Source organism: Streptomyces sp. NBC_01669 (assembly GCF_026339735.1).
In the GTDB taxonomy this organism is placed as follows: domain Bacteria; phylum Actinomycetota; class Actinomycetes; order Streptomycetales; family Streptomycetaceae; genus Streptomyces; species Streptomyces yanii.
Map to the genome: position 1 here is coordinate 4,273,874 of NZ_JAPEQG010000001.1, position 23,965 is coordinate 4,297,838.

Annotated in this window: 19 protein-coding genes and 1 tRNA gene; 17 read left to right on the forward strand and 3 right to left on the reverse strand. The window is 69.2% G+C overall.

From position 1 onward, the window contains the following. Positions 1-8: 8 nt before the first annotated feature. Positions 9-920, reverse strand: coding sequence for an aminoglycoside phosphotransferase family protein (locus OG972_RS19030; protein ID WP_266983090.1), 912 nt, complete (start codon positions 918-920; stop codon positions 9-11). 33 nt (positions 921-953) lie between these two features. Between OG972_RS19030 and OG972_RS19035 the strand changes: the two genes are divergently transcribed. From OG972_RS19035 to OG972_RS19115, 17 genes are all read left to right on the forward strand, one after another. Continuing rightward, complete coding sequence (locus tag OG972_RS19035) at positions 954-1,673, forward strand: rhomboid-like protein (RefSeq protein WP_266990582.1); 720 nt, start codon at positions 954-956, stop codon at positions 1,671-1,673. After that, on the forward strand, positions 1,670-3,079 hold the full coding sequence (locus OG972_RS19040; RefSeq protein ID WP_266983092.1) for an FAD-binding oxidoreductase: 1,410 nt from the start codon (positions 1,670-1,672) through the stop codon (positions 3,077-3,079). Before OG972_RS19035 ends, OG972_RS19040 begins: the two co-directional genes overlap by 4 nt. 156 nt (positions 3,080-3,235) lie before the next feature. Further along, positions 3,236-3,568 carry a hypothetical protein gene (locus tag OG972_RS19045; RefSeq protein WP_266983094.1) on the forward strand — a complete coding sequence of 111 codons (333 nt, stop codon included), beginning with the start codon at positions 3,236-3,238 and terminating at the stop codon, positions 3,566-3,568. Positions 3,569-3,592: 24 nt separating this feature from the next. Next, positions 3,593-3,904, forward strand: coding sequence for a pore-forming ESAT-6 family protein (locus OG972_RS19050; protein WP_266983096.1), 312 nt, complete (start codon positions 3,593-3,595; stop codon positions 3,902-3,904). Between the two features lie 43 nt (positions 3,905-3,947). Next, on the forward strand, positions 3,948-4,349 hold the full coding sequence (locus OG972_RS19055; protein ID WP_266983097.1) for a DUF6507 family protein: 402 nt from the start codon (positions 3,948-3,950) through the stop codon (positions 4,347-4,349). Beyond that, the gene (locus tag OG972_RS19060) at positions 4,346-6,955 is read left to right on the forward strand and encodes an ADP-ribosyltransferase (RefSeq protein ID WP_266983098.1); all 2,610 of its coding nucleotides are present in this window, start codon (positions 4,346-4,348) and stop codon (positions 6,953-6,955) included. Before OG972_RS19055 ends, OG972_RS19060 begins: the two co-directional genes overlap by 4 nt. Positions 6,956-6,969: 14 nt before the next feature. Next, positions 6,970-7,368 (forward strand): hypothetical protein, encoded by a 399-nt coding sequence (locus OG972_RS19065; RefSeq protein WP_266983099.1) that lies wholly within the window; start codon positions 6,970-6,972, stop codon positions 7,366-7,368. Positions 7,369-7,408: 40 nt separating this feature from the next. Further along, positions 7,409-7,780 carry a hypothetical protein gene (locus tag OG972_RS19070; RefSeq protein ID WP_266983101.1) on the forward strand — a complete coding sequence of 124 codons (372 nt, stop codon included), beginning with the start codon at positions 7,409-7,411 and terminating at the stop codon, positions 7,778-7,780. Between the two features lie 200 nt (positions 7,781-7,980). Then, positions 7,981-8,313: a hypothetical protein gene (locus OG972_RS19075; RefSeq protein WP_266983094.1), complete on the forward strand. Its 333-nt coding sequence runs from the start codon at positions 7,981-7,983 to the stop codon at positions 8,311-8,313. A gap of 87 nt (positions 8,314-8,400) precedes the next feature. Next, positions 8,401-8,712, forward strand: coding sequence for a pore-forming ESAT-6 family protein (locus tag OG972_RS19080; protein ID WP_266983096.1), 312 nt, complete (start codon positions 8,401-8,403; stop codon positions 8,710-8,712). A gap of 173 nt (positions 8,713-8,885) precedes the next feature. Beyond that, entirely contained in the window at positions 8,886-11,408 is a 2,523-nt protein-coding gene (locus OG972_RS19085; protein WP_266983102.1) for a hypothetical protein, read from the forward strand. Further along, positions 11,374-12,039, forward strand: coding sequence for a pentapeptide repeat-containing protein (locus tag OG972_RS19090; protein ID WP_266983104.1), 666 nt, complete (start codon positions 11,374-11,376; stop codon positions 12,037-12,039). Before OG972_RS19085 ends, OG972_RS19090 begins: the two co-directional genes overlap by 35 nt. A 777-nt stretch (positions 12,040-12,816) precedes the next feature. Further along, positions 12,817-13,128, forward strand: a complete 312-nt coding sequence (locus tag OG972_RS19095) for a hypothetical protein (protein ID WP_266983106.1) — start codon at positions 12,817-12,819, stop codon at positions 13,126-13,128. A 105-nt stretch (positions 13,129-13,233) separates the two neighbouring features. Further along, entirely contained in the window at positions 13,234-14,574 is a 1,341-nt protein-coding gene (gene eccD / locus OG972_RS19100; RefSeq protein ID WP_266983108.1) for a type VII secretion integral membrane protein EccD, read from the forward strand. 54 nt (positions 14,575-14,628) lie between these two features. Further along, positions 14,629-16,008, forward strand: a complete 1,380-nt coding sequence (locus OG972_RS19105) for a MinD/ParA family protein (RefSeq protein WP_266983110.1) — start codon at positions 14,629-14,631, stop codon at positions 16,006-16,008. 37 nt (positions 16,009-16,045) lie between these two features. After that, positions 16,046-20,020 carry a type VII secretion protein EccCa gene (eccCa, locus tag OG972_RS19110; RefSeq protein WP_266983112.1) on the forward strand — a complete coding sequence of 1,325 codons (3,975 nt, stop codon included), beginning with the start codon at positions 16,046-16,048 and terminating at the stop codon, positions 20,018-20,020. 82 nt (positions 20,021-20,102) lie between these two features. Next, the gene (locus tag OG972_RS19115) at positions 20,103-21,521 is read left to right on the forward strand and encodes a DUF6177 family protein (protein ID WP_266983113.1); all 1,419 of its coding nucleotides are present in this window, start codon (positions 20,103-20,105) and stop codon (positions 21,519-21,521) included. A 103-nt stretch (positions 21,522-21,624) separates the two neighbouring features. Here OG972_RS19115 and OG972_RS19120 read toward each other — a convergent pair whose 3' ends face one another. Both OG972_RS19120 and OG972_RS19125 read right to left on the reverse strand, forming a co-directional pair. Further along, the gene (locus tag OG972_RS19120) at positions 21,625-23,208 is read right to left on the reverse strand and encodes an ABC transporter substrate-binding protein (protein WP_266983115.1); all 1,584 of its coding nucleotides are present in this window, start codon (positions 23,206-23,208) and stop codon (positions 21,625-21,627) included. Positions 23,209-23,832: 624 nt separating this feature from the next. Continuing rightward, positions 23,833-23,906, reverse strand: a tRNA-Thr gene (locus tag OG972_RS19125). Between the last annotated feature and the right edge of the window lie 59 nt (positions 23,907-23,965).

The following is a 23,965-nucleotide window of genomic DNA, read 5'->3' on the forward strand; positions in this document are numbered from 1 at the left end:
ACTTCCCTCTACCCCCGGCCCAGCAGCTGCCGGGCGATCTCCGCCTGCTCCGGCCCCAAACGGCTCTCCCCGTCCGTCACGTCCCAGATGCTGTTCTGCAGCGCCCGCCCCAGCGTCCAGGCACGCGCCCGCTCCCGGTCAAGACCGAGGACCTCCGTCATCAGGTCGAACCGCCACCGCACCGTCGACGCGTCGAACCGGTTGTGCAGGGCGGGCATCAGATCGAAGCCGGGGTCCCCGGCCAGCGGTTTCGGGTCCAGCGCGACCCACTCGTGCGCCCGGCCCTCCTCCGCCCGTCCGGCCAGGATGTTGTCGTAGTGCAGGTCCCAGTGGAGCAGCCGGTCCCCCGGCTCGCCCGCCACCTCCCGTACGGCCGCCGCACAGTCCACCAGCAGTCGCCGCTCCTCCGCGTCCGCCAGCCCCGCCACCGCCCGCTCCACCCCGTCCAGTATCCGCTCCACGGCATCCCCCAGCCGTCGCAGCCCGTCCGGCGCCGGTACGGATGTCAGCCGGGCCAACAGCCCCGCGAGCACCTCGACCGCCGCCCGCTCGTCCGCCACAGCCGACAGCGGCCGCCGCTCGTCCAGCCGTTCCAGCAGCATCGTGCCGGTCCCGACGTCGTGGCCGAGCAGTCCCACCGCCCCGGCGCCCGCCTCGCCCCACGCACGCAGAGCGACCGGCTCCCCCGCCGTCTCCTCGTCCGCTGCCTGGAGCTTCAGCGCCGCCCGCCGGCCGTCCGACGCGCGGACCACCGGCAGCACCAGCGCGCACATCCCGTGCATCGCGGCCCCGTCCAGCCGCAGCCCCCACTCGCCCAGGAACCGGTCCGCGAGCCCCGGGAGCGCGGCCAGGAACGCCCGCCCGGTCTCGCCGCTGTCCTTGGACCGGGTGGCGATCAGCGCGTCCGGAATGTCAATCACGCACCCGATCGTAGGCCCGTGCGTCAATCGGTTATGCCCCCCAGCAGCCCGGCCCCGCCCACGAACCCGCTCCCCCTCCCGACGCGCACCCTGCGCGCCGTCCACTTCTGGATCCGCAGCGCGCCCGGCACGTACATCTGGCTGGCGATCCTCTTCGTCACCACCGTCGTGGTGCATCAGATGTCCCCCGACTTCGAGGAGGACTTCCTGCGTCAACACTCGACCAACATCCACGAGCTGGTCCGCGACCCGGTACGCGTCCTCATCTCCAGCGCCTTCTGGATCGACGGCGGCAAGTGGTTCCCGTACGCCTTCCTCTTCACCGCCTTCCACGCCCCTGCCGAACGCTGGCTCGGCACGCTGCGCTGGTTCGCGGTCGCCGCGCTCGCGCACGTCCTGGCCACCCTCGTCAGCGAGGGCGTCCTCGCCTGGGCCGTCCGCCACGGACAGGCACCCGTGTCCGCGGTCAACACGCTGGACGTCGGGGTCAGTTACGCACTCGCGGGCGTCGTCGCCGTCCTCACGTACCACGCCCCCCGACCCTGGCGGTACGCCTACCTCTTCGCCGTCCTCGTCGTCTACGGCATCCCCCTCCTCACCGACCGCACCTTCACCGACCTCGGCCACATCACCGCCGTCCTCATCGGCCTCGCGTGCTATCCGCTCACCCGGGGGAGGACGGAACCGCCTCCGCGCAGTAACGTCCCGCCCCACAGGAACTCGGCTGCACACAAACAAGCAGGGGCAACATGAGCACCGTCAGCACGGTCAACGGCGGAATATCGTTCTGGTACGCGGACCAAGGCACGCCCGTCCCGCGTGAGCCCCTGCCCGGCGACACCACCGCAGACGTCTGCATCGTCGGCGGCGGATACACCGGACTCTGGACGGCGTATTACCTCAAGAAGGCCGTCCCCTTCCTGAACATCACCGTCCTCGAGGCGAAGTTCTGCGGCTACGGCGCCTCCGGCCGCAACGGCGGCTGGCTCTACAACGGCATCGCAGGCCGCGACCGCTACGCGAAACTCCACGGCCACGACGCCGCCGTCCGCCTCCAGAAGGCGATGAACGACACCGTCGACGAGGTCGTACGCGTCGCCGCCGAAGAGAACATCGACGCCGACATCCACCAGGGCGGCGTCCTCGAAGTGGCCTGCACACCGGCCCAGCTGGCCCGCCTCAAGGACTTCCACTCCGTCGAGATCGCCTTCGGCGAGACCGACCGGGTCCTGCGCGGCGCCCGCGAGACCGCCGAACGCATCCGCGTCACCGGAGCCGTCGGCTCCTCCTGGACGCCGCACGGCGCCCGCCTGCACCCGGTCAAACTCGTCAAGGGGCTCGCCGACGCCGTCGAGGCGCTCGGCGTCACCATCCATGAGTCGACCCCCGTCACCGAGATCAAACCCAAGCACGCCCACACCCCGTACGGCACCGTCCGCGCCCCGTACATCCTGCGCTGCACCGAGGGCTTCACGGCCAACCTCAAGGGCCAGAAGCGCACCTGGCTCCCGATGAACTCCTCGATGATCGCCACCGAACCGCTCCCGAAGTCGGTCTGGGACACCATCGGCTGGGACGGCCGCGAGACGCTCGGCGACATGGCCCACGCCTACATGTACGCCCAGCGCACCGCCGACGACCGCATCGCACTCGGCGGCCGGGGCGTCCCCTACCGTTTCGGCTCGGCTGCCGCCCACTTCAACGACACAGCGCGCACCCAGCCCGCCACCATCGAGGCCCTCCGCGAGATCCTGGTCCGCTTCTTCCCCACCACCGCGGGCGCCCGCATCGACCACGCCTGGTCCGGCGTCCTCGGCGTCCCCCGCGACTGGTGCGCCACGGTCACCCTCGACCGCTCCACCGGACTCGGCTGGGCCGGCGGCTACGTCGGCTCCGGCGTCGCCACCACCAACCTCGCCGCCCGCACCCTGCGCGACCTGATCCAGCAGGACTCCGGCCAGTCGGGCCCCACCGACCTGACCACCCTCCCCTGGGTCAACCACAACGTCCGCCGCTGGGAACCGGAACCCTTCCGCTGGATCGGCGTCCACGGCATGTACGCGGCCTACCGCACCGCGGACCGCCGCGAACTCACCTCGGCCGAAGCCACCACCGACCCGATCGCCAAGGCGGCGGACCGGCTGGCGGGACGGCACTGAAAAACATTCGTTCGCCGATGTCCTTGTTCGGGCGCATTGGGTCCCCCGCAGATCTGTCATGTGTTGGTCACAGCGGGGCCCCTCGGTTGCACCGCCTGGCCAGGGTTCGCAAGGATGGCGTCCTATGGGATCAGCTGGTGTGGCAGGGGGAAGCGAATGAAGTTCGACATGGGGGCGCAGGTTCTGTCGAATCTGACGTCGAAGTCGCGTGGTTCGAGTGATGACTTGGGCACGTTGATCCGTCAGCTGGTGCAGGCGGCCGCGCCGTTGGAGGGGAAGTTCAACGGTGCGGGGCGGGTGGCGTTCGACTCGTTCAAGAACCGTTCGGACGAGATCACGGCGGCGTTGAACGGTTCGCTGTCGGCGCTGCTGGGTGGTCAGTCGGGCATGGAGCAGGCGTTCGGCTCGGGTGACCAGGAGCAGGGTGACAACGCCCGGCAGCAGCAGGGTGCGGCGAACTTCGACGCGGCCCGCTTCGGCGGACGCTGATCTTTCGAGGGGTAGGGGTTTGTGATGGCTGGTGGCAGTGACCGTCGTGCGTACGACACGGGTGCGTCGGCGGATGCGCAGGGCAACATCCAGGTCGTGATCGCACGTCTGGAGGAAGTGATCGCGGCGCGGGACGGCCAGGTCAAAGCGGCGATGGCGGACTTCACCGCGGACGGCGTCTCGGACGAGTACCACGGCAAGGAACTGCGGTGGAACCGGGCCTCGCAGGAGGTCAAGAGCATCATCCAGCTGCTGAAGACGACGCTGGAGAAGAACGACGGCACCGCGCAGCACACCATCACGCGCGCGAAGGCCGCCGTCGACAACATCGGCTGACCTGAGCGGGCGCCAGGCGGTAACGGGGAGCATGAGGTAGCGCATGACCGGGTGGGATCTGAAGCCGCAGGGTATTCAGGGCGTGCTGAAGACGACGGGTGAGACGGCAGGGAAGATCGAGACGTACGCGAAGTCGTACGGCGAGCATCTGACGTCGGCGGCGACGAGTGCGGGCACGATCACCGCCGAGGGCGGCGACGGCGGGGGCAAGGACGGCGAGAAGGCGGCCGGTGGTCTCGTCGCACTGGCGTTGTCTCAGTACGCCGAACACGCCACGAGCGACCTGAAGTTCATCGCGGCACGGGCCGGGAAGTCGCTGACCGGTGCGGTCGACGCGACGACCGCCTACCTCAACGGCGACCTGGAGATGGCCGCCGAGTCCCAGCGCAAGGCGCTCGGTGTGCCCGATCTGGATCTCACCAAGCCCGGAGTGCAGACCAAGTGATCAAGCCGGAGGCGATCCCGCAGTTCACCGGTGATCTGGGCCAGCTGGAGAAGGACTACGCGGGGCTGAAGGCGGACGCCGGGCACATCCGCGGCACCGGCTCGGACGTCCACACCCAGTTCCAGGGCCTGTCCGCCTACTACATAGCCCCCGAGGCCGAGAAACTCTTCGACTCCACCAAACCCGTCCAGGACCGCGCCGACACCTTCGGCGACGACCTGGAAAAAGTCTCCACCGCCCTCTCGGACTACGCCACCGAAGTCCGCCCCCTCGTCACCAAACTCGCCCAGCTCAAGACCGACGCCACGAACTTCGTGAACAAGGTCAAGGACGACGACGACTGGGAATACGACGAAGACAAGATCGACGAGCACAACCAGCTCCGCGACGACGTCACCAACACCGTCGCCGCGTTCTGGGCCGCCGAACGCACCTGCCACAACAAAATCACCGCCCTGTTCGGCGGAACCCAGATGGTCGCCGGCGACGGATCCGACCGAAAAGACCAGTACGGCTTCAACGCCGACGACCTCAAGAACGCGAAACTCCCCTGGGGCGACCCCATGGAGGAGAAACACCACGTCTGGGAAGTCGGCCACTGGGTCAAATCATTCGTCTGGGACGGCCTGATCGTCGACGGGATCTGGGGCACCATCAAGGGCCTCGGCACCCTGGTCGGGTTCGGCGGCTGGGACGCCATGGGCCAGGCCTGGAAAGGCCTCGCCCAACTCGCCACCGGCCTCGCCATCAGCACCATCCCCGGCGCCAGCACCCTCTTCTGGACCCTGCCCGACGACAAACTCCCCTCCTGGCTCCGCGACTCCCGCACCGCGATGAAGGAAACCGGCAAGGCGCTGGTGGCGTGGGACGAGTGGGGCAAGAACCCCGGACGGGCAGCGGGCGCGGTCACGTTCAACGTCCTGACCACCGTCTTCACCGGCGGCGCAGGCGGCGCCGCAGCCGGAGCCGGCAAGGCCGGAGCCGTCGCCAAGGTCCTCTCCGTCGCCGGCAAAGCCGGCAAGGTCATCGACCCCATGACCTACATCGCCAAGGGCGCAGGCGCCGGCATCTCCAAAATCGGCGACATCGCCAAGGGCCTCAAAGGCATCGGCAACATCGAGATCCCCAAGCTGCCCGACGGCTCGTTCCAGTTGCCCGACGGGCACCTTCTGGACCCCAACGGCAACCTGATTCCCCCCAACAGCACGATCCCGCACGCCACCGTGCCGGGAACGTCGGGCCTGCCGACGTCCTGGCAGATTCAGCCGACGGCAGGGCCGGGAGTCCATGCGGGCGGCTTCGACAATGTGCCTGGTGGCGCGGACAGCCATGTCCCGAGTACGGGCAGCCATGTCCCGGGCGGAGCACCCGCACACGTACCGAACGGCTCGTTCGGACCCGCCCCGGCGTCCTTCGACCCGGCAGGCCACGTACCCGGCGGACCGGCCGCACACGTACCGAACGGCTCCTTCGGACCCGCCCCGGCGTCCTTCGACCCGGCAGGCCACGTACCCAGCGGCCCCGCAGGCCACGTACCCGGCGGACCGGCCGCACACGTACCGAGCGGCTCCTTCGGACCCGCCCCGGCGGCGTTCGATCCGGCGGGCCACGTACCGGGCGGCCCCACGGGGCACGTACCCGGCGGACCGGCAGCGCATGTACCCGGTGACCACCTCCCGGCGGGCGCAGGGCACGACGTGCCGGGCACGACCCCGCACGGCCCGGGACACGACGTGCCGGGCACGCACGGGCACGACGCCCCGCACAGCGGCGCACACGCCGACGACGCGGCTGCACACGCCGACGACGCCGCGCACGCCGGGGACACCGGCGGGCATGTCGACCCGCACGGCGCCGCCGGAGACGCGCTGCACGGCGCCGACGACGCGGCGACGGGCAGCCACCCCGGTACCGACGGTCCGGGTGTCGGAAGTGCGGCAGGCGACTTCAAGTACACCCCGCATGTGTCGGAAGCCGACTTCGACGCCCTCACCACTGCCGAGAAGCACCAGGTCGCCGCAGCCGAACTGTCCGATGGCACTGTTCCGTTCGCCGATGACATGGATGCGATCGACTACGGCCGGGAGTACTGGAACGACTACGTGAGGGACCTGGACCCGTCCGCGCAGCAGGCGCTCCGGGACTACACGGGCGACTCGTTCCCCTCGTACAAGGACATGAACGGCTACCTGCGTGGCGACCCTTACTGCGGCCCGAGGCCCGAGGTGCTGCACGACATCAGCGAGATGGACCGGGTGATGTCGACCCGCCCCGTCCCGGAGGACGTCATGGTCGTGCGTGGCACGGGTATCGACCACCTCGACCTCGACTCGCCCCTGGACATGCAGGGCGGCACCTTCACCGACGAGGGCTACTTCTCCACGTCGCTCGGCAACCACCCCGTTCCGAGCTTCAAGGGCAAGCCAGCCATCTTCCACCTGCGGGTCCCGAAGGGGACGCCCGCGCTGTGGCTGGAGAAGGTCAGCAAGTACGGCGTGGACGAGCGTGAGATCCTTCTCGGACGTGGCTCCGAGTACCGGGTGACCCGGGTCTTCCTGGACGAAGCCGGCAAGGTCCAGGTATACGGCGAAGTCCTGCCGAAGTGACAGAGGAAACACTCATGACCAGCGAGAACCAACCCAATCCGCGCTTCGAAGAGGACATGCAGCTCAAGCGGGTCGCCGGGCCGCCCCGCTACAACCGTGTCGCGCAGGGGCCTGTGCAGTACGTGCGGGTGGCCGCCGACAGCGGCGAGACACTCGGGTATGTGTGGGCGAACGACGAGGGCGACGCCGCCGGCTGGGTGACACCGCCGGGGCTCGGGCCCAACGAGATCAACGCCGGTGCCGCGTGGCTCAGGAAGCTGCGGGACGCGAAGTCCCGCGGGCTCGCACCCACCGCCCTGCTCGCGGAGCTGGTCCGGGACACGAGCGACATCAAGGGCAGCGGTGTCGTGCCAGGCTCGCTGACCGAAGCCCCGACGCTCAACGTTCTCAAGGAACTGGCGAGCAAGGGCTGACCTTCCACCTATGAACAGGGAACAGCGACCCAATCCGCGCTTGAACGAGGATCTGTTGTTCAACGTGGCGCCCGGTGGGCCGCCGCGCTACAGCCATCTGTCCAACAAGCCCGTTCGGTACCTGACAGTGGCGGACAGCCATGGTCAGGTGATCGGCTACGTATGGGCGAACGACGAGGACGACGCCGCCGGGTGGGAAGTCCGCAAGGCGGGCGGTGACGAGGCATTCAACAAGGGCGCCAGATGGGCCAGGAAGCTCCACGACGCAAAGGCCCGAGGCCTCGCACCGACCGCCGCCCTGGTCGAGATGATTCAGGAGTCGGACCCCACGAAGAGCAGCCACGTCGTGCCCGGGGCACTGACCGAGGCGCCGAACGCGGACGTGGTCAGGCGACTGGCCAACCCGACCTGAGGGCCTGGGCTCCCGCGGATACCAAGACCACGCGATTGCACCCGCCACCTTGCTCGGCGAGCTCGCCCGGGACACACGCGATCGATGTCGCCCGGCTCTGTCCTGTGTTGGTCACAGCGGGGGGCCGCTGGTTGAAGCGATGAGCCGTAGCAGTAAGGATATTGTCGTATCAGATCAGTTGGTGTGGCAGGGGGAAGCGGATGAAGTTCGACATGGGGGCGCAGGTTCTGTCGAATCTGACGTCGAAGTCGCGTGGTTCGAGTGATGACTTGGGCACGTTGATCCGTCAGCTGGTGCAGGCGGCTGCGCCGTTGGAGGGGAAGTTCAACGGTGCGGGGCGGGTGGCGTTCGACTCGTTCAAGAACCGTTCGGACGAGATCACGGCGGCGTTGAACGGTTCGCTGTCGGCGCTGCTGGGTGGCCAGTCGGGCATGGAGCAGGCGTTCGGCTCGGGTGACCAGGAGCAGGGTGACAACGCCCGGCAGCAGCAGGGTGCGGCGAACTTCGACGCGGCCCGCTTCGGCGGACGCTGACCTGACCTGTGCCCTGCTCGAAGGTGCACAGACCGAACGAGTTTCGCCGGTTCGCTGATTTCATGAATTCACGGGGAGTGTTTGTTGATGGCTGGTGGCAGTGACCGTCGTGCGTACGACACGGGTGCGTCGGCGGATGCGCAGGGCAACATCCAGGTCGTGATCGCACGTCTGGAGGAAGTGATCGCGGCGCGGGACGGCCAGGTCAAGGCGGCGATGGCGGACTTCACCGCGGACGGCGTCTCGGACGAGTACCACGGCAAGGAACTGCGGTGGAACCGGGCCTCGCAGGAGGTCAAGAGCATCATCCAGCTGCTGAAGACGACGCTGGAGAAGAACGACGGCACCGCGCAGCACACCATCACGCGCGCGAAGGCCGCCGTCGACAACATCGGCTGACCTGAGCGGGCGGGCAGATGGCCTGATCGCTTTGATGGACTTTTGGCAGTTGGGTAGTTGGGCACGGGGGTGTGCTGGGTGACCGGGTGGAATCCGAAGCCGCAGGGTGTGCAGGGTGCGTGGAGTGCGACGGACCGAGATCGTGATCTGACCATGTCCGGGGGGCGGTCCAAGTGATCAAGCCGGAGGCGATCCCGCAGTTCACCGGTGATCTGGGCCAGCTGGAGAAGGACTACGCGGGGCTGAAGGCGGACGCCGGGCACATCCGCGGCACCGGCTCGGACGTCCACACCCAGTTCCAGGGCCTGTCCGCCTACTACATAGCCCCCGAGGCCGAGAAACTCTTCGACTCCACCAAACCCGTCCAGGACCGCGCCGACACCTTCGGCGACGACCTGGAAAAAGTCTCCACCGCCCTCTCGGACTACGCCACCGAAGTCCGCCCCCTCGTCACCAAACTCGCCCAGCTCAAGACCGACGCCACGAACTTCGTGAACAAGGTCAAGGACGACGACGACTGGGAATACGACGAAGACAAGATCGACGAGCACAACCAGCTCCGCGACGACGTCACCAACACCGTCGCCGCGTTCTGGGCCGCCGAACGCACCTGCCACAACAAAATCACCGCCCTGTTCGGCGGAACCCAGATGGTCGCCGGCGACGGATCCGACCGAAAAGACCAGTACGGCTTCAACGCCGACGACCTCAAGAACGCGAAACTCCCCTGGGGCGACCCCATGGAGGAGAAACACCACGTCTGGGAAGTCGGCCACTGGGTCAAATCATTCGTCTGGGACGGCCTGATCGTCGACGGGATCTGGGGCACCATCAAGGGCCTCGGCACCCTGGTCGGGTTCGGCGGCTGGGACGCCATGGGCCAGGCCTGGAAAGGCCTCGCCCAACTCGCCACCGGCCTCGCCATCAGCACCATCCCCGGCGCCAGCACCCTCTTCTGGACCCTGCCCGACGACAAACTCCCCTCCTGGCTCCGCGACTCCCGCACCGCAATGAAGGAAACCGGCAAAGCACTCGTCGCCTGGGACGAATGGGTCAAGAACCCCGGACGGGCAGCAGGAGCCGTCACGTTCAACGTCCTGACCACCGTCTTCACCGGCGGCGCAGGCGGCGCCGCAGCCGGAGCCGGCAAGGCCGGAGCCGTCGCCAAGGTCCTCTCCGTCGCCGGCAAAGCCGGCAAGGTCATCGACCCCATGACCTACATCGCCAAGGGCGCAGGCGCCGGCATCTCCAAAATCGGCGACATCGCCAAGGGCCTCAAAGGCATCGGCAACATCGAGATCCCCAAGCTGCCGGATGATGCGATCGTGCTGCCGGAGGGCTCCCTCAAGCTGCCCGACGGCGCCATACACCTGCCCGAGGGGGCGGCGACCCCGGACGGGGCGGTCAAGCTCCCCGACGGCAACATCAAGCTCCCCGACGACGTGCCCGTCCTGCCCGAGGGCGCCACCAAACTCCCCACCGAGCCCGGCGCACCGGCCCAGTACTTCGACGGCGAGGGCAACCTCCTCGACGACAAGGGCAACATCGTCCAAAAGGCCGCGGACGCCCGCCCGGAACCCTCCCCGGACATCACCCCGGACACCGGCGCGGACACCCCACACACCGGCTCCCCCTCCCCCGACAGGCAACCGGCCCTGGTCGGCGCGGGCGCCCACACCGCCGACAACACGGCACACGTCGGTGCCAACGCCGGCGACCATGCCATCCACCTCGGCGACAGCTTCGGCAACGACCTCGGCGACATCGGCCGCACCGGCGACAACCTTCCTGGCAACAACATCGGCGACAACCTCCCCGGAGGCAACGCCGGCAACCACCTCCCCGGAGGCGGAGTCGGCGACCACATGCCCACCGGCCACGCCGGCGACAACCTCCCCGGGGGTCACGCCAACGACCTCGGACACGGCCCCTCAGCCAGCCACGAACCGCCCAGCGGCGGTGGCCACGGCGACGGGCCCAGCGGCGGTGGCCACGGCGACGGGCCCACCGGTGGCAGTCACACCGATGCCGGACAGAGTGCCCCTTCGGGGCACGAGGCGGGCACGGGCCAGCCAGGCGGCCCGGCTGAAGCAGCGCACGAGCAGCCTCCCGGTCACCACGACTCCGATTCCGGGGGGCGCGACGCCGAAGGTGCGGACCCGGCCAGTGGCAGCCCTGCGGAACGCGTGAATGAACCGCTCCCGGAACTCACTCCGCAAGAGCGGGCCGATCACTGGGGTCACCTCGACGAGGTGGAACAGCGCAGCCCTGAGGACTTCGATCACCTGCAACGCGACCCGGACAAGAACGGCGGCATCTCGGAACCCTCGAAGGATGAAGCGCGGGTGGGTCTGGACCTTCGTGACAGCGGGCGACTTCCCGACGACATCCAGCGTCCGACCCAAGCCGATCGCGGTGAGTTCTACTCACCCAGCGCGGACAGGTATTACGATATTAAGGGTGTCCACTCCGACTGGCCGCCATTCAATAACGTTCGCGACAAGTCGCTGCCCTTCAAGGGAGCGTACGACCCCGCCAACAACGGCAAGTGGGTCAAGAAACTCTCAGAACAGATAGTCGATAAACACCGCGCCGTTATCCTCGATGTCCGTAACGCAAATCAGGCAGCGATCGACGATATTAAATCCATCGTCGAGAAGAATGGTTGGGAAGATGATGTCATCTGGTACCCGTAAGGGCTGGGCGCCGCGCGAATTCCCTGCCGACCGAGCCGCCGCCGAACGACTGCACGAATGGCTCAAGGAATCGGACGGTAAAGGGCTCGACGCCGTGGGCCTCGACTTCAGCGCCGCAGACCTGTCGGGCGGAAACTTCTCCGAATCATGGTTCACCGAGGCCAGGTTGGTCGGTACGAACCTGACTGAAGCAGATTTCTACCGTGCAGATCTCGAGGGAGCCGATCTCTCCGGAGCGAACCTGACCAACGCCTCGCTGGTACGGGCAAACTTCGACGATGCGACGCTCCGGGGTGCAACTCTTGACGGAGCCGACCTCGTCAAGGCTTCGTTCTACGACGTCGATGCCTCAGGGGCGAGTTTTCGCGGTACGCGACTGATGGGTGCATCCCTGTTGGACGTGAACCTCTGCGGGGCCGATCTGACGAATGCGGTGGCGGACGAGAACTCCTTCAAGGTCAAGATCGACGAGAACACCATCCTCAACGGCTTCTCAGGAACAATCTTCGGCCCGGTCGAAGTTCTTACCGAAGAAGGCACCAAGGAACTGGGCGGTGGCGAGCTCGAGCAGTGGATTCGCGAGAGGAACGGGAATGTGAGGGTGATTCCTTCGCGAGCCGGAACGCAGTGATTGTCCGAGTGCCCCGGCACGCCTGAGGACATGAATGTCCACCCTTCTGCGATCCCCGCACGGATTCGCTTCGTGGGATTGCCGGTCACGGCACCAGTGAGAGGAGGGGTGGTGGTCACGCGCATTCCCCGCCACGACTTCCCTACGGACAACGCGGCCGAAACCATGGCACCGATCGCCAAGGCCGACGAAGAGGTGCTCGACGACCTTGAGACGTCCGAGTTCGACCGCTTCGACGCCTTGGGCTACACGCTGACTGCGGCGAAGTGGTACTGCCTGACGGACCCCTTGGCGACGGAGTTCCCGACGTGGGAGGCATGGGTCACGGCCATGCAGGTCGACTCCGCCCTGTTCCGATCGAGGTCGAGTCCGAGTACCTTCCCAAGGCTCTTCTGCAGCGCAGCCGGATCGGCGAGTTCCCCACCTGAGCCCGGGCCTCTCCAGTCGCAGGCTTCTCGTCGGTATCGCCCTGCTTCCTGGCCTTTGGCTCCGCTTCGTGATTGTCCGGGGTCTGTCCCACTCCCGGATCCGGGTTGTACTGCTGACTTGTCCATGCCTTATGTTGCGGAGGCAATGCAAGGGGGAATCCGTATGCCGCAACACACGCAGACAGTGGCTCGACGAGGCAACGTTCATGCAGGGGACGTACGACGCCTTACGCGCCTCGCGCGACGGCCGACGCGGACACGTGCCGCCGTACGGGAGTACCTCCGGCCGGAGACCGACGGTTCACCGACCATGACTGAGGCAACGGACGACTGAGGCAGCGGACGACTGATGGCACGGGATTACGACAGCCAGCTTCTGGAGTCGGTGGCGGTACGCCGCCGCAGGATGCGGGACGCACTGCTGTTCGGCGTGCAGCGGTCGCGACGCACGGCGGACGAGCGGCTCGGCAAGGTGTTCGCCGGGATCGCCATCGCGGCCGTCCTGTGCGCGGGATGCATCGGATGGTCCTTCCTGCAGCACACGCTGGCGAAGCAGAAGGCCGAGCAGGAGAAGCAGCAGCGCCAGGAACAGCAGTACGAGCAGCCGACGCCGACCGCGAAACCTGACAAGTCCGGTAAATCCAGCCCAGGTTCGTCCTAATCCCGACCGCCCGACGACCCCCGTGAGCAACCGCATGGGCACGTCCGGTCCGCCCCCGTCCTCGATGTCGCGACGATAGGTTCCCGTAAAGTGGTGAGCACAACAATGACTTCCCGGGCTCAACTGAGCCGGGTGACCCTGGTCGGCGAGCGACGCCGGGCCGACATCGTCCTGCCCTCGGACACCCCGATCGGTCAACTGCTTCCGGACATCCTGCAGTTGCTGGACGACCGGGCCGCATCGCGCCCGATGACACGGCAGTTGATCACATCGGACGGCTCCGCGCTGCCGCACGACAGCACCCTGTCCTCGGCCGAGATCGCGGACGGCGCCGTGCTCCGCCTCGTCCGTGCCCACTCCGCGCCGCCCGCCCCGGTCGTGCACGACGTCACCGACCTGGTGGCCGACGACCTCGACCTGCAGGCGTGGCGCTGGCGTCCCGCCGCGCGCCGGGCCAGCGCGGGCGTGGCAACCGTCACCTTCGCCGTCGTCGCCGCACTGCTCGCCCGTCAGGAGTTCGAGCTCGGCGCCCTCGCGGGCGCGCTCGTCGCGGTCACGCTCGTCCTCCTGGCGGCCGGTGCGCTCGTCGCCAGGATCGGCCAGGGCAACCTCGGACTCGCCACCGCGCTACTGCTCGCCTCCGGCGGGCTCGGCATCCTCACCGCCTGGACCGCCGCCGACGCCTACAACTGGCCGGGCACCGCACGGCTCGCCGCCGTCGCGGCCGCGCTCGTCGTGGTGCTCCTGCTCCTCGGCTACTTCTCGCCGCTCGGCCGCGGCGGACTCATCGGCGCCGCGGCGACCGCCGCGATCACCGTGGTGTGGGAGGCCGCCGCCGCCGTCCAGAGCGACCTGTCCCGGCTCGGCGCCGTGATGGCCGTCTTCTCCGTGGTGCTGCTCGGCCTGCTGCCCCGTCTCGCCCTGATGGCCTCCGGGCTCACCTCACTCGACGACCGCCGCTCCGGCGGCATCTCCGTCAGCCGCCACCAGGTCGGCAACGCGCTCGCGGCCACGCACCGCGGCCTCGCTCTGGCCACGACGGTCACCGCAGTCTCCGCGACGGCCGGCGGCTGGCTGCTCACCCAGGCGGACAAGCCCACGGTGTGGACCATGGCGCTCCCCTCTCTCGTCGCCCTCGTCCTGCTCTCCCGGGCGCGGGCCTTCCCGCTCGTCGCCGAGGTCGTGGCGCTCTTCGCCGCCTCCGCGGTCCTCGTCGTGCGCCTCGTGATGGTGTGGATGCACCACTCCGGCGGCGCCGGACCGCTCGCCGTACTGTGCGCGGCCGCGCTCCTGCCGCTGCTCATCCTGGCGGTGCAGCCGCCCGAGCATGTGCAGGTCCGGCTGCGGCGCATGGGCGACCTGGTCGAGTCCATCGGTGTCGTGGGGCTCTTCCCGCTCGCCGTCGGTGCGTTCGGCCTGTACGGACAGCTGCTCAACAAGTTCTGAGTCGACGCTCAGGCGCTCCGAGCGGGGCAGCAGGGCGGAAAAAGAAGGGCTGACATGCCGAACGCAGAAAACTGGCAGGGTGACGTGCTGCGCGACCTGCGCGGCGCCACCCCGCAGGGCACACCGCAGCAGGGCCCGCAGGGCCCCGCCGGACAGCCGCAGGGCGCCCCCGCCGGACCCGGCTTCCCCACACAGAGCGCACCCGCGCCGGACGCCGGCTACGGATACCCGCCGGTGCAGCACCCCGGCCACCAGGCCGCTCCCGCGGAGCAGTACCAGCAGGCGGAGCAGTACCGGGCGCAGCAGTACCAGCAGGAGCAGTACCAGGCACAACAGGCCCAGCAGTACCAGGCGCAGCAGGGACAACAAGGGCAGCAGTATCAGGCGGATCAGTACCAGGCACAGCAGTACCAGGCACAACAGGCCCAGGCGCAGGCACAGGCGCAACACGCTCAGTCGTACCAGGGGCAGCAACCCCAGGCCGCCTACACGCCCTCCACCAGCGCCCACCGCACCCCCGACTCCCGGCCCGTCGTGGACAAGAGCCTCGTCACCGCCGGACGCAAGCCGCGACACGGGCAGTCCTTCGTCTCGCGTGCCACCCGCGCCGTGCGCCGTACCGTTTCCTCGTCGGCCGCGAAGGAGGTCGCCGAGATCACCCGGGTCGCCGAGGTACTCCAGCAGCCCGTGACCACCGGACGGCAGATCGCCGTCACCTCCATCCGGGGAGGCGCCGGCAAGTCGACCGTCGCCGCGCTGCTCGGCACCACGTACGCGCACTACCGGCAGGACCCGGTCCTCGTCGTCGAGGCCGACCCGGCGCTCGGCTCGCTGCCGCTGCGGCTCGGCGCGGAATCGCTCCGCTGGACCATCGGCGACTTCGCGGACATCGTCGAACCGCAGATGTCACTGCTCGACATCACCGGCTATCTCGTCCAGCTCCCCGGCAACGCCTGGCTGCTGCCGGGCAGTCAGGGGCAGATCGGCGCGATGCTCGGCAGCAGGGCGTACGAGGGCGTCATGGTCTCGCTGCGCCGCTACTTCGGGGTCACGGTCGTCGACTGCGAGACGCTGCCCGCCGAGGTCGCCCGCGTCGCGCTCTCCGCCGCCCAGGCCCGCATCCTGACCGCCCCCGCCACTCTGGAGGGCGTCACCAGCACGTACTCGGTGCTCCAGTGGATGCAGGGGCTTCCGAAGCATGTGATCGCCGGCACGGTCGTCGTCCTCACCGAACTCGTGCCGCACCCGGGACTCGACCTCGCCGAAGCCGCCGAGAAGCTCAAGTCGACCGGGGCGAGCGTCCAGGTCCTGCCGTACGACCGGCATCTGGCGGCCGGCGGCCTGATCCGTACCGAGCTGCTCGCCCACTCGACCAGGGAAGCCGCCACCCGCCTCGCCGCGGACGTCTTCCAGCTCTCCCAGAAGCGCCACTGACCCAGATGCCGAGCCCGACCGTGAGTGACGGACGCCGATGAGTACCCGACTGATCCACCGCCCGGCCAGGACCACCCGGCCCGCGGCCCCCTCCGAGGCACGCACCATCGAGGCACCGCCCAACCTCCCCGAGGGGAAGTCGGGCAACATCGCGATGTCGCTCCTGCCCGTCGCCGGCGTCATGTCGTCCGTCGTGATGATGACCGTCGTACGGAACAGTCAGTTCGCCGGGCTCGGTGCGATCATCCTCGTCGTCACCGTCATCGGATCCGTCGCGCTCGTCTTCTCGCAGCGCGGCAAGGCGCAACGCACCCGCCGCACCCAGCGCGAGGCGTACCTCGCCTATCTGGAGGACCTGCGCGAGGAACTCTCCGGCGAGGAACGTGAGCGGCGCGAGCGGACCGAGATCCTCACCCCGCCGCCGAACGCCCTGTACGACATCGTGCGCGACCCGGCCCGGCTGTGGGAGCGCCGCCGCGCCGACGGCGACTTCCTGCGGGTGCGTGTCGGCACCGGTGAGATGCCCGTACGCGATCTGAAGGTCGCCCAGCAGGGCTCCTCTGTCCTCACACCGCCCGACCGCTTCATGCTCAACGAGGCGTCGGCCCTGATGGCCCGGTTCCGTACCGGCACCGAACTCCCGCTCACCGTCCCGCTCGACCGCGTCGGCAACGTCAGCGTGATCGGCCCCCGCGAGGACTGCCTGCGCGTCGCCCGCGCCCTGCTCGTCCAGACCGCCGCGACCCACGCCCCCGACGACGTGGCCATGGCACTGGCCGTGCCCGGCGACCGGCTGGCCGACTGGGAATGGGCCAAGTGGATGCCGCATCTGCTCGACACCGAACAGCTCGACGGCCCCGTCGCCGCCCGCCGCATCGCCCCGTCCGCGCCCCAGCTCGCCCGGCAGATCGGCGCCGAACTGCGCCGCCGCGCCTCGTACGCGGCCGAGGTGCGCCGCGGCCTGTCCGGCAAGGACGCCCTGTCCATGACGTCGCGCCTCCTCGTCGTGGCCGACGGGCACGGCGAGGACGCCGTGGACCTGCCGTGCCCCGACGACGCGGTGGGGCTGCGCGACATGGGCGTCACCATGCTGCACCTGCTCGAACAACGCATCCAGGAACCGGGACACGTCGGCGTACGCATCACCGTCGACGGCGACCAGGTACTCATCGAGGACCTGCGCGAGCAGGAGCCGATCAGCGCCCACGGCACCGTCGACGAGGTCAGCATCCCGTTCGCCGAAGGTCTCGCCCGGATGCTCGCACCGCTGCGCCTGGCCGCCGAATCGCTCGTCGACGCCCCGCTGTCCGGACCCGTCGACTTCGCCGACCTGCTCGGCATCGACGACGTGGCACGGCTCGACCTGTCCCATCTGTGGGCACCGCGCGGCGAACGCTCCTTCCTGCGCGTGCCGATCGGCGTCAGCGACTCCCGCGAACCGGTCCTCCTCGACCTCAAGGAGTCCTCCGAACTCGGCATGGGCCCGCACGGGCTGTGCGTCGGAGCCACCGGTTCCGGCAAGTCGGAACTGCTCCGCACCCTCGTCCTCGCCCTCGTCGCCACCCACCCGCCCGAGGACCTGGCGCTCGTCCTCGTCGACTACAAGGGCGGTGCCACGTTCGCCCCGTTCGCGGACCTGCCGCACGTCGCCGGCGTCATCACCAACCTGGAGAACCAGGCCGGCCTCGTCGAACGGGTCCACGCCTCGCTCGCCGGCGAGGTCAAACGCCGCCAGCAGGTCCTCAAGGACGCCGGCAACGTCGCCGACATCGGTGACTACGCCGCGCTCCGCGCCGACAAGCGACCCGACCTGGACCCGCTGCCCCACCTGTTCGTCGTCATCGACGAGTTCGGTGAACTCCTCACCGCCAAGCCGGACTTCATCGACCTGTTCCTGTCCATCGGCCGTATCGGCCGGTCCATCGGTGTGCACCTGCTGCTGTCCAGCCAGCGCATCGAGGGCGGCAAGCTCAAGGGCCTGGACACCTACCTCTCGTACCGGCTCGGTCTGCGGACGTTCTCCGCCGACGAGTCCCGCACAGTGCTGGACACCACCGACGCCTTCCACCTGCCGCCGCTGCCCGGTTTCGGCTTCCTCAAGGTCGACACCAGCCACTACGAACGCTTCAAGGCGAGCTACGTCTCCGGCGCCTACCGCGGCCCCGTACAGCGCGCCGAGGAAGCGGAGTCCGGACCCCTCGCCCTCGAGTACGAGGCGTTCAACACCCTTGCCAAGAACGAGAACACGGGCGACCGGGAGCCCACGGTCCGACGCCGCGAGACCGGACCCACCGAGATGGGCGTCATCGTCGACCAGCTGCAGAACGCCGCCGATCCGGTACGCCGCATCTGGCTGCCCCCACTGCCCTCCGCCATCTCCCTGGACAAGGTCGCAGGCCCCCTGGACGTCGGCCCGCGCGGCATGCAGCTCGCCAAGCGCCGCGGCCCCCTCCAGGTACCGCTCGGCCTGCTCGACGACCCCACCAAGCAGTGGCAGGGCCAGTGGTACCTGGACCTCACCGTGGCAGGCGGTCACGCCGCCGTCATCGGCGGCCCGCAGTCCGGCAAGACGACCCTCCTGCGCACCCTCGCCCTCTCCCTCGCACTGACCCACACCCCGCAGGAAGTCGGGATCTACGGCCTCGACCTCGTCGGCGGCGGTCTCCAGGCGCTGGCCGACCTGCCGCACGTCGGCGGCGTCGCAGGCCGCGCCGACCGTGAGCGCGCCGGACGCACCGTCGAAGAGGTACGGGGCGCCCTCGCGGTCCGTGAGGACCTCTTCCGCGAACACGGCATCGACTCCGTCGAGCAGCTGCGCACCCTGCACGCGGCAGGCCGGCTGCCGCAACTGGCCTCCGCCGAGATCGTGCTCGTCATCGACGGATTCGGCGCGCTGCGCGACGACTTCGAGGAGCTGGACGACGCCGTCGTCGACATCCTCAAGCGCGGCGGCGGCTACGGCATCCACGTCGTCGCCGGCATGCTCCGCTGGAACGACGTCCGCATCGCCACCCAGTCCAACTTCGGCACCCGCGTCGAACTGCGCCTGAACGACCCCAGCGAGTCCAGCATCGACCGCAAGCTCGCACAGACCCTGGCACCCGACGAGCCCGGCCGTCTCCTCACCGACGGCAAGCTCTTCACACAGGTCGCGCTCCCCCGCACGGACGGGCTCGCCGACACCTCGGACCTGGGCGCCGTCCTGGAACGCACCGCCCGCACGATCCGTGCCACCTGGAGCGGCGACGTCGCCCAGCCGGTACGGGTACTGCCGCACATCCTGGAGCCGCACCTGCTGCCGGGCCCGGTCGCCGAGCCCAAGCGGGTACCGATCGGCCTGGACCAGACGGCGCTCGCGCCCGTACTGCTCGACCTGTTCCACCACGACCAGCACCTGCTGATCATGGGCGACAGCGAGTGCGGCAAGACCAACCTCCTCAAGACCATCGCCGGCGGACTCATCGAGCGCTACAGCGAGGACGAGCTGGTCTTCGCCGTCATGGACCCGCGCCGCGGACTGCGCGGCGCGATCCCCGAGGAGTTCCGCGGCGGCTACGCGTACAACGCCAAGATGTGCGCGGGTCTCGCCGCCGGTATCGCCACCGAGCTGGAGAAGCGGCTGCCCGACGACAGCGCGGACACCGAGGACCTGGAACCCGGCAGCTGGGGCAGCGGACCACGGATCGTCGTCCTCGTCGACGACTACGACGTACTGACCACTGCGGGACTGGCCCCGCTCGCCCCGTTCCTGCCGTACATCCCGTCCGCGGTCGACATCGGGCTGCACTTCGTGCTGACCCGCCGCGTCGCCGGTGCCTCGCGCGGCATGTACGAACCACTGGTGCAGGGCCTGCGCGAGTCCGGCGCCTCGGCGATCCTCATGGCGGGCGACCGCAGCGAAGGCCAGCTGTTCCCCGGCGTGTACGCCACCCAGCAGCCCGCGGGCCGCGGCGTCCTCATCCGCAGGGGCCAGTCGAACCGCCTGATCCAGACCGTGTACACCACCGAGTGACGCACCCGGGAACCGTCCCCGTCACGACGGCCGCACGACGCAGAACAACCACGCCACGGACGACGAAGGACCGGACGACCACATGACCAAGGACGTCATCGCCCTCACCCCGAGAATGCCCGATCCGCTCAGCGTGATCGCGGGCCTGCTCTCCGGAGGCCCCGACAAACTGGTGGAAACGGTCGGCGAGGACGCCGTCGTGCAGCTCTGCGACACGGTGGGCCGACCGCTCGTCTCCGTCGAGGCACCCCTGCTCGTCCAGGTCGCCGGTGAGGCGGAGCGGCTCCTCGGCGCGACCGCGCCCGAGGTCCCGTTCTGGTGGACGGAGGCACGCGCCACCACCGGCGTCGAGGAGGCCGAGCGGATCGCGGGCACCTTCGCCGCCCGACTGGTCGCCCTGGCCGGCGGCTCCGCCTGGCCGCCGGAGGCCGCGCGCTCCATCGCCGTGGTCAAGACCGACGGCGTCAGCGTCGCACCCACACCCGCCGCCGCACAGCCCGCCGTCGACGCCCTCACCGACAAGGTCGCCGTCGTCATCCAGGACCGCCCGGTGGTCGCGATGACGGCCTGGCTCTCCGACGCCTTCCGGGCCACCGCAAACGCCGAGCTCGGCCTCCAGATCGTCACCGCCCCGGGGGTCACGCTCTCCCCCGCCGTACGGGGCAGCCTCCCCGGCTGGCCGTCGCGCTGGGTCGTGCAGGACGAACGGGACGGCTACTACGACGGGCTGTCCGGGGCCGTGCTGCGCTGGCAGAACGGCCTGTTCGCACCGGTCGAGGCAGCCGACGCCACGCCCGAGGACCCGCGCACCCCGGTGGCCGCGTCGTTCAAGGAGGTCGCCGACACCGGCGAGCGCCAACTGGCCGTCTCGTTCCGCACCGTCCACCCCGCCGACGAGCGCCTCGTCCTCGGCGGCTCCATCGAGGCGGTGTGGCGCGAGCTCACCGGAGCACCCCCGGCGGGCTGGGGCACCGCGGAACCCGCCAACCTGCCCTGGTCACTGCGCCAACTGACCGACGTCGCCTACGACCGGGCGCCCCAGCCGACCTGGGCCGTGGTGGTCGGCAGCCCGGACCGGCCCGCTCTCGCCACGGTCCGGATCAGCCGGACGACGGGCGGCGTGGAGGAGGACGTCACCCTGGCGCTCGGCTACGGGGCCGACGAGGACATGCCGCTGGACGCCTTGCCCAGGGCCGCGGAGATCCTCGCCACCCGCCACCACCTCCAGTCGATGCTCGTCCAGATCCGCAAGGCCCGCCGCGACCTGGCGGTGCCGCCCCGCTTCGAGGGCCCCGGAGTCCCCCTGGCCTTCGTGCTGGGCGCCGAGGAGGTCCGCGAGATGCCGGGCGACCGCGCCCGCCGCACCCCCCTGTCCGAACCCCCGGTCCAGCTCGGCCCGAAGACCCGCCCCGCGCTGTACTACCCGCTGCCGGGCGACCCGTCGGACCTGTCGGGCTGGCAGGACTTCGAACGCCTGATGCGCCATCTGAAGGGCGCCTGACCGCCATCGTGGTGAGGCGCGAGGGCCTCCCGGTCGCCGGTGCGGATGTCGCCATCCCCACCGGACCTCGAAGGCCCTCGCGCTTTCAGGACGGACAGAAAACCTAATACTTGCTGATCTCCCAGAAGCGGAAGACGGTCGAGGCGTCCAGGGTCCACTCCAGGCCGGAGATGTTGTCGTGCGCCACCGCATACTGCTTGCCCTGCCACAGCGGAAGGATCGGCAGGTCCTCGGCCACGTCGTCCTGGAGCTCGTTGAAGGCCCTCTCGGTGGTGCCCCGTTCGGCCCGGGAAGCGGCGTCGGGGATGATCCGGCCGGTGATGTCGCCGTTCACGTAGCCGTTCTGCAGGACGTTGTCCTTGCCGAAGAACGGCTGGGTGAAGTTGTCCGGGTCGGGGTAGTCCGGAACCCAGCCCTTCACGTAGACGCCGAGCCTGCCGGCCGCTATCTGCTTCTCGTACTGGTCGAAGGGCAGGGACTTGACGTCCGCGTCGAACAGTCCGCTCGCATTGAGCTGCTGGGCGATCGCCCGGAACTCGTCGTCGGTGGCGGGGCCGTAGCGGCTCGGCGTGGACCACAGCGTGAGCTTCACCTTGTCGGTGATGCCCGCGCTGCGCAGCGCCTGTTCGGCCTTGGCAGGCTGGCTCCCGCCGTACTTGTCGAAGAACGCGGTGTTGTGGGCCGTGATGCCGGCCGGGACGATCGAGTACAGCGGGGTGGCCGTCGAGTGGTAGACCTGGCTGACGAGGGCGTCACGATTCACCAGGTACGCGATGGCCTTGCGCACGGGAAGCTGTCGGACCACCGGGTCCTTCATGTTGAAGACCAGATGCTGCACCTCGGCGCTGGTGCCTTCGACGACGTCGATGCCCTTGTCGGCCGCGGCGGTGGATTCCTCCAACCGGGAGATGTCCCGCGCGGTCAGACCACGGTAGGCGACATCGATGTCGCCCTTCTGCAGTGCGGACGCCAGTTTCTTCTGGTCGCCCCGGAAGAAGTCGAGGGTGATGCCCGAGTTCTTCACCCGCGCTGTGCCCCGGTAGCTGGAGTTGACCGCGAAGACGGCCTTCGACTTGTCGAGGGACTTCAGCTTGTAGGGACCCGACCCGACGGCCTTGCCGTCCTTGCGCAGGCTGTTCGCCGGGTACTCGCGGTGGTTCACGATGGAGCCGGCGCCCGAGGCGATCTTGCTGGGGAAGGTGGCGTCGGGAACGTTGAGCTGGAAGACGACCGTTCGCGCGTCCGGAGTGGTGATCTTCGCGATCGTGGAGAGCAGCGGTGCGGGGCCGCCGGGGTCGTCGATCCTGATCGCCCGCTCGAAGGAGTACTTGACGTCCTCGGAGGTGAGGCTGTCGCCGTTGCTGAAGGTCAGGCCGTCGCGGAGAGTGCACCGATAGGTCCTGCTGCCGTCCTCGAACGAGCAGGACTTCGCCGCTTCCGGCTGAGGGGTCGATTCCCCGCGGGGAAAGCTGAGAAGGGACTGGAAGACATTGTTGAACAGCAGCCAGGACCCCGGGTCGTAGCCCGAGGCCGGATCCGCGGCCAGGACGTCGTCCGACATGCCCACGACGATCGAGCCGCCGGACTCGGCGGCGTCTCCTCCGGACTGGAAGTCGCAGCCGCCCAGCAGGGCCACCGCGAGACCGGCCCCGATGGGAGCGCTCGTCCACCGTTTGCGTATGTTCACAGAACTGCCTCGTGCTCTCTGTCGGCCGCGCGCGGGATCCTGCGCGGCCGGGATTGATCAGGAACCGCCGGTTGCGGATCTGGTCGGCCCGTTCGGGGATGGTGTGGCCGCTGCCCCGCCGCCTGATCCAGGTCCGGATGAGCCGGGAGCAGTAGTCCCTGCCGCCCAGGACTCGGTCAGGCCGGACCCGCCGCTGTCCCGGGCCGGTGCCGAGGCATCCGGAACTCCTCCATCACGGCAGTGAACCGGGTGCAGTCGTTGCTGTGTCCAGCCTCCGTCCGCGGTCCCCTCCAGACGCGTGGATGCTCCGCGCATCCGGACCAGGGAGGCGAGCATCTTGTCGCCTGATCATAAAGGCGGGGTGGCAGCCCCTCCTTATTCCCCCGGTAGTTGGTGGCGGTCCGGCCGCCAACCGGTGTCTTCGGCTCGAACACGTGCCGTCCACCGCTCTGCACGCCCGCCGGCCGGGGCCGGTCACGGTGCCCGGGACGGGGGTTCGGGAGCCACGGCCGACGGGCGAGGAAAAACGAAAAGAACCAGGACCTTGCTCCGACCACGTGCCCCGCCACGCCCCGGACAGCAGAAAACCCCAGGTCACGAGCTGTGTGACCTGGGGTTCCTCCGAGCCCCCTGTCGGATTCGAACCGACGACCTACGCATTACAAGTGCGTTGCTCTGGCCAGCTGAGCTAAGGAGGCAACGCGGACAGCAAAGCCGCGCGCGCAAGTTCCCTCACTCTACACAGCAGCCCGACTCC

Excerpts from the sequence above, each read along its gene's own strand:
- OG972_RS19105 (WP_266983110.1), top strand. The coding sequence starts at position 14,629 with ATGCCGAACGCAGAAAACTGGCAGGGTGACGTGCTGCGCGACCTGCGC.
- OG972_RS19080 (WP_266983096.1), top strand. The coding sequence starts at position 8,401 with ATGGCTGGTGGCAGTGACCGTCGTGCGTACGACACGGGTGCGTCGGCG.
- OG972_RS19090 (WP_266983104.1), top strand. The coding sequence starts at position 11,374 with ATGGTTGGGAAGATGATGTCATCTGGTACCCGTAAGGGCTGGGCGCCG.
- OG972_RS19045 (WP_266983094.1), top strand. The coding sequence starts at position 3,236 with ATGAAGTTCGACATGGGGGCGCAGGTTCTGTCGAATCTGACGTCGAAG.
- OG972_RS19065 (WP_266983099.1), top strand. The coding sequence starts at position 6,970 with ATGACCAGCGAGAACCAACCCAATCCGCGCTTCGAAGAGGACATGCAG.
- OG972_RS19035 (WP_266990582.1), top strand. The coding sequence starts at position 954 with ATGCCCCCCAGCAGCCCGGCCCCGCCCACGAACCCGCTCCCCCTCCCG.
- OG972_RS19050 (WP_266983096.1), top strand. The coding sequence starts at position 3,593 with ATGGCTGGTGGCAGTGACCGTCGTGCGTACGACACGGGTGCGTCGGCG.
- OG972_RS19040 (WP_266983092.1), top strand. The coding sequence starts at position 1,670 with ATGAGCACCGTCAGCACGGTCAACGGCGGAATATCGTTCTGGTACGCG.
- eccCa (WP_266983112.1), top strand. The coding sequence starts at position 16,046 with ATGAGTACCCGACTGATCCACCGCCCGGCCAGGACCACCCGGCCCGCG.
- OG972_RS19115 (WP_266983113.1), top strand. The coding sequence starts at position 20,103 with ATGACCAAGGACGTCATCGCCCTCACCCCGAGAATGCCCGATCCGCTC.
- OG972_RS19075 (WP_266983094.1), top strand. The coding sequence starts at position 7,981 with ATGAAGTTCGACATGGGGGCGCAGGTTCTGTCGAATCTGACGTCGAAG.
- eccD (WP_266983108.1), top strand. The coding sequence starts at position 13,234 with ATGACTTCCCGGGCTCAACTGAGCCGGGTGACCCTGGTCGGCGAGCGA.
- OG972_RS19095 (WP_266983106.1), top strand. The coding sequence starts at position 12,817 with ATGGCACGGGATTACGACAGCCAGCTTCTGGAGTCGGTGGCGGTACGC.
- OG972_RS19055 (WP_266983097.1), top strand. The coding sequence starts at position 3,948 with ATGACCGGGTGGGATCTGAAGCCGCAGGGTATTCAGGGCGTGCTGAAG.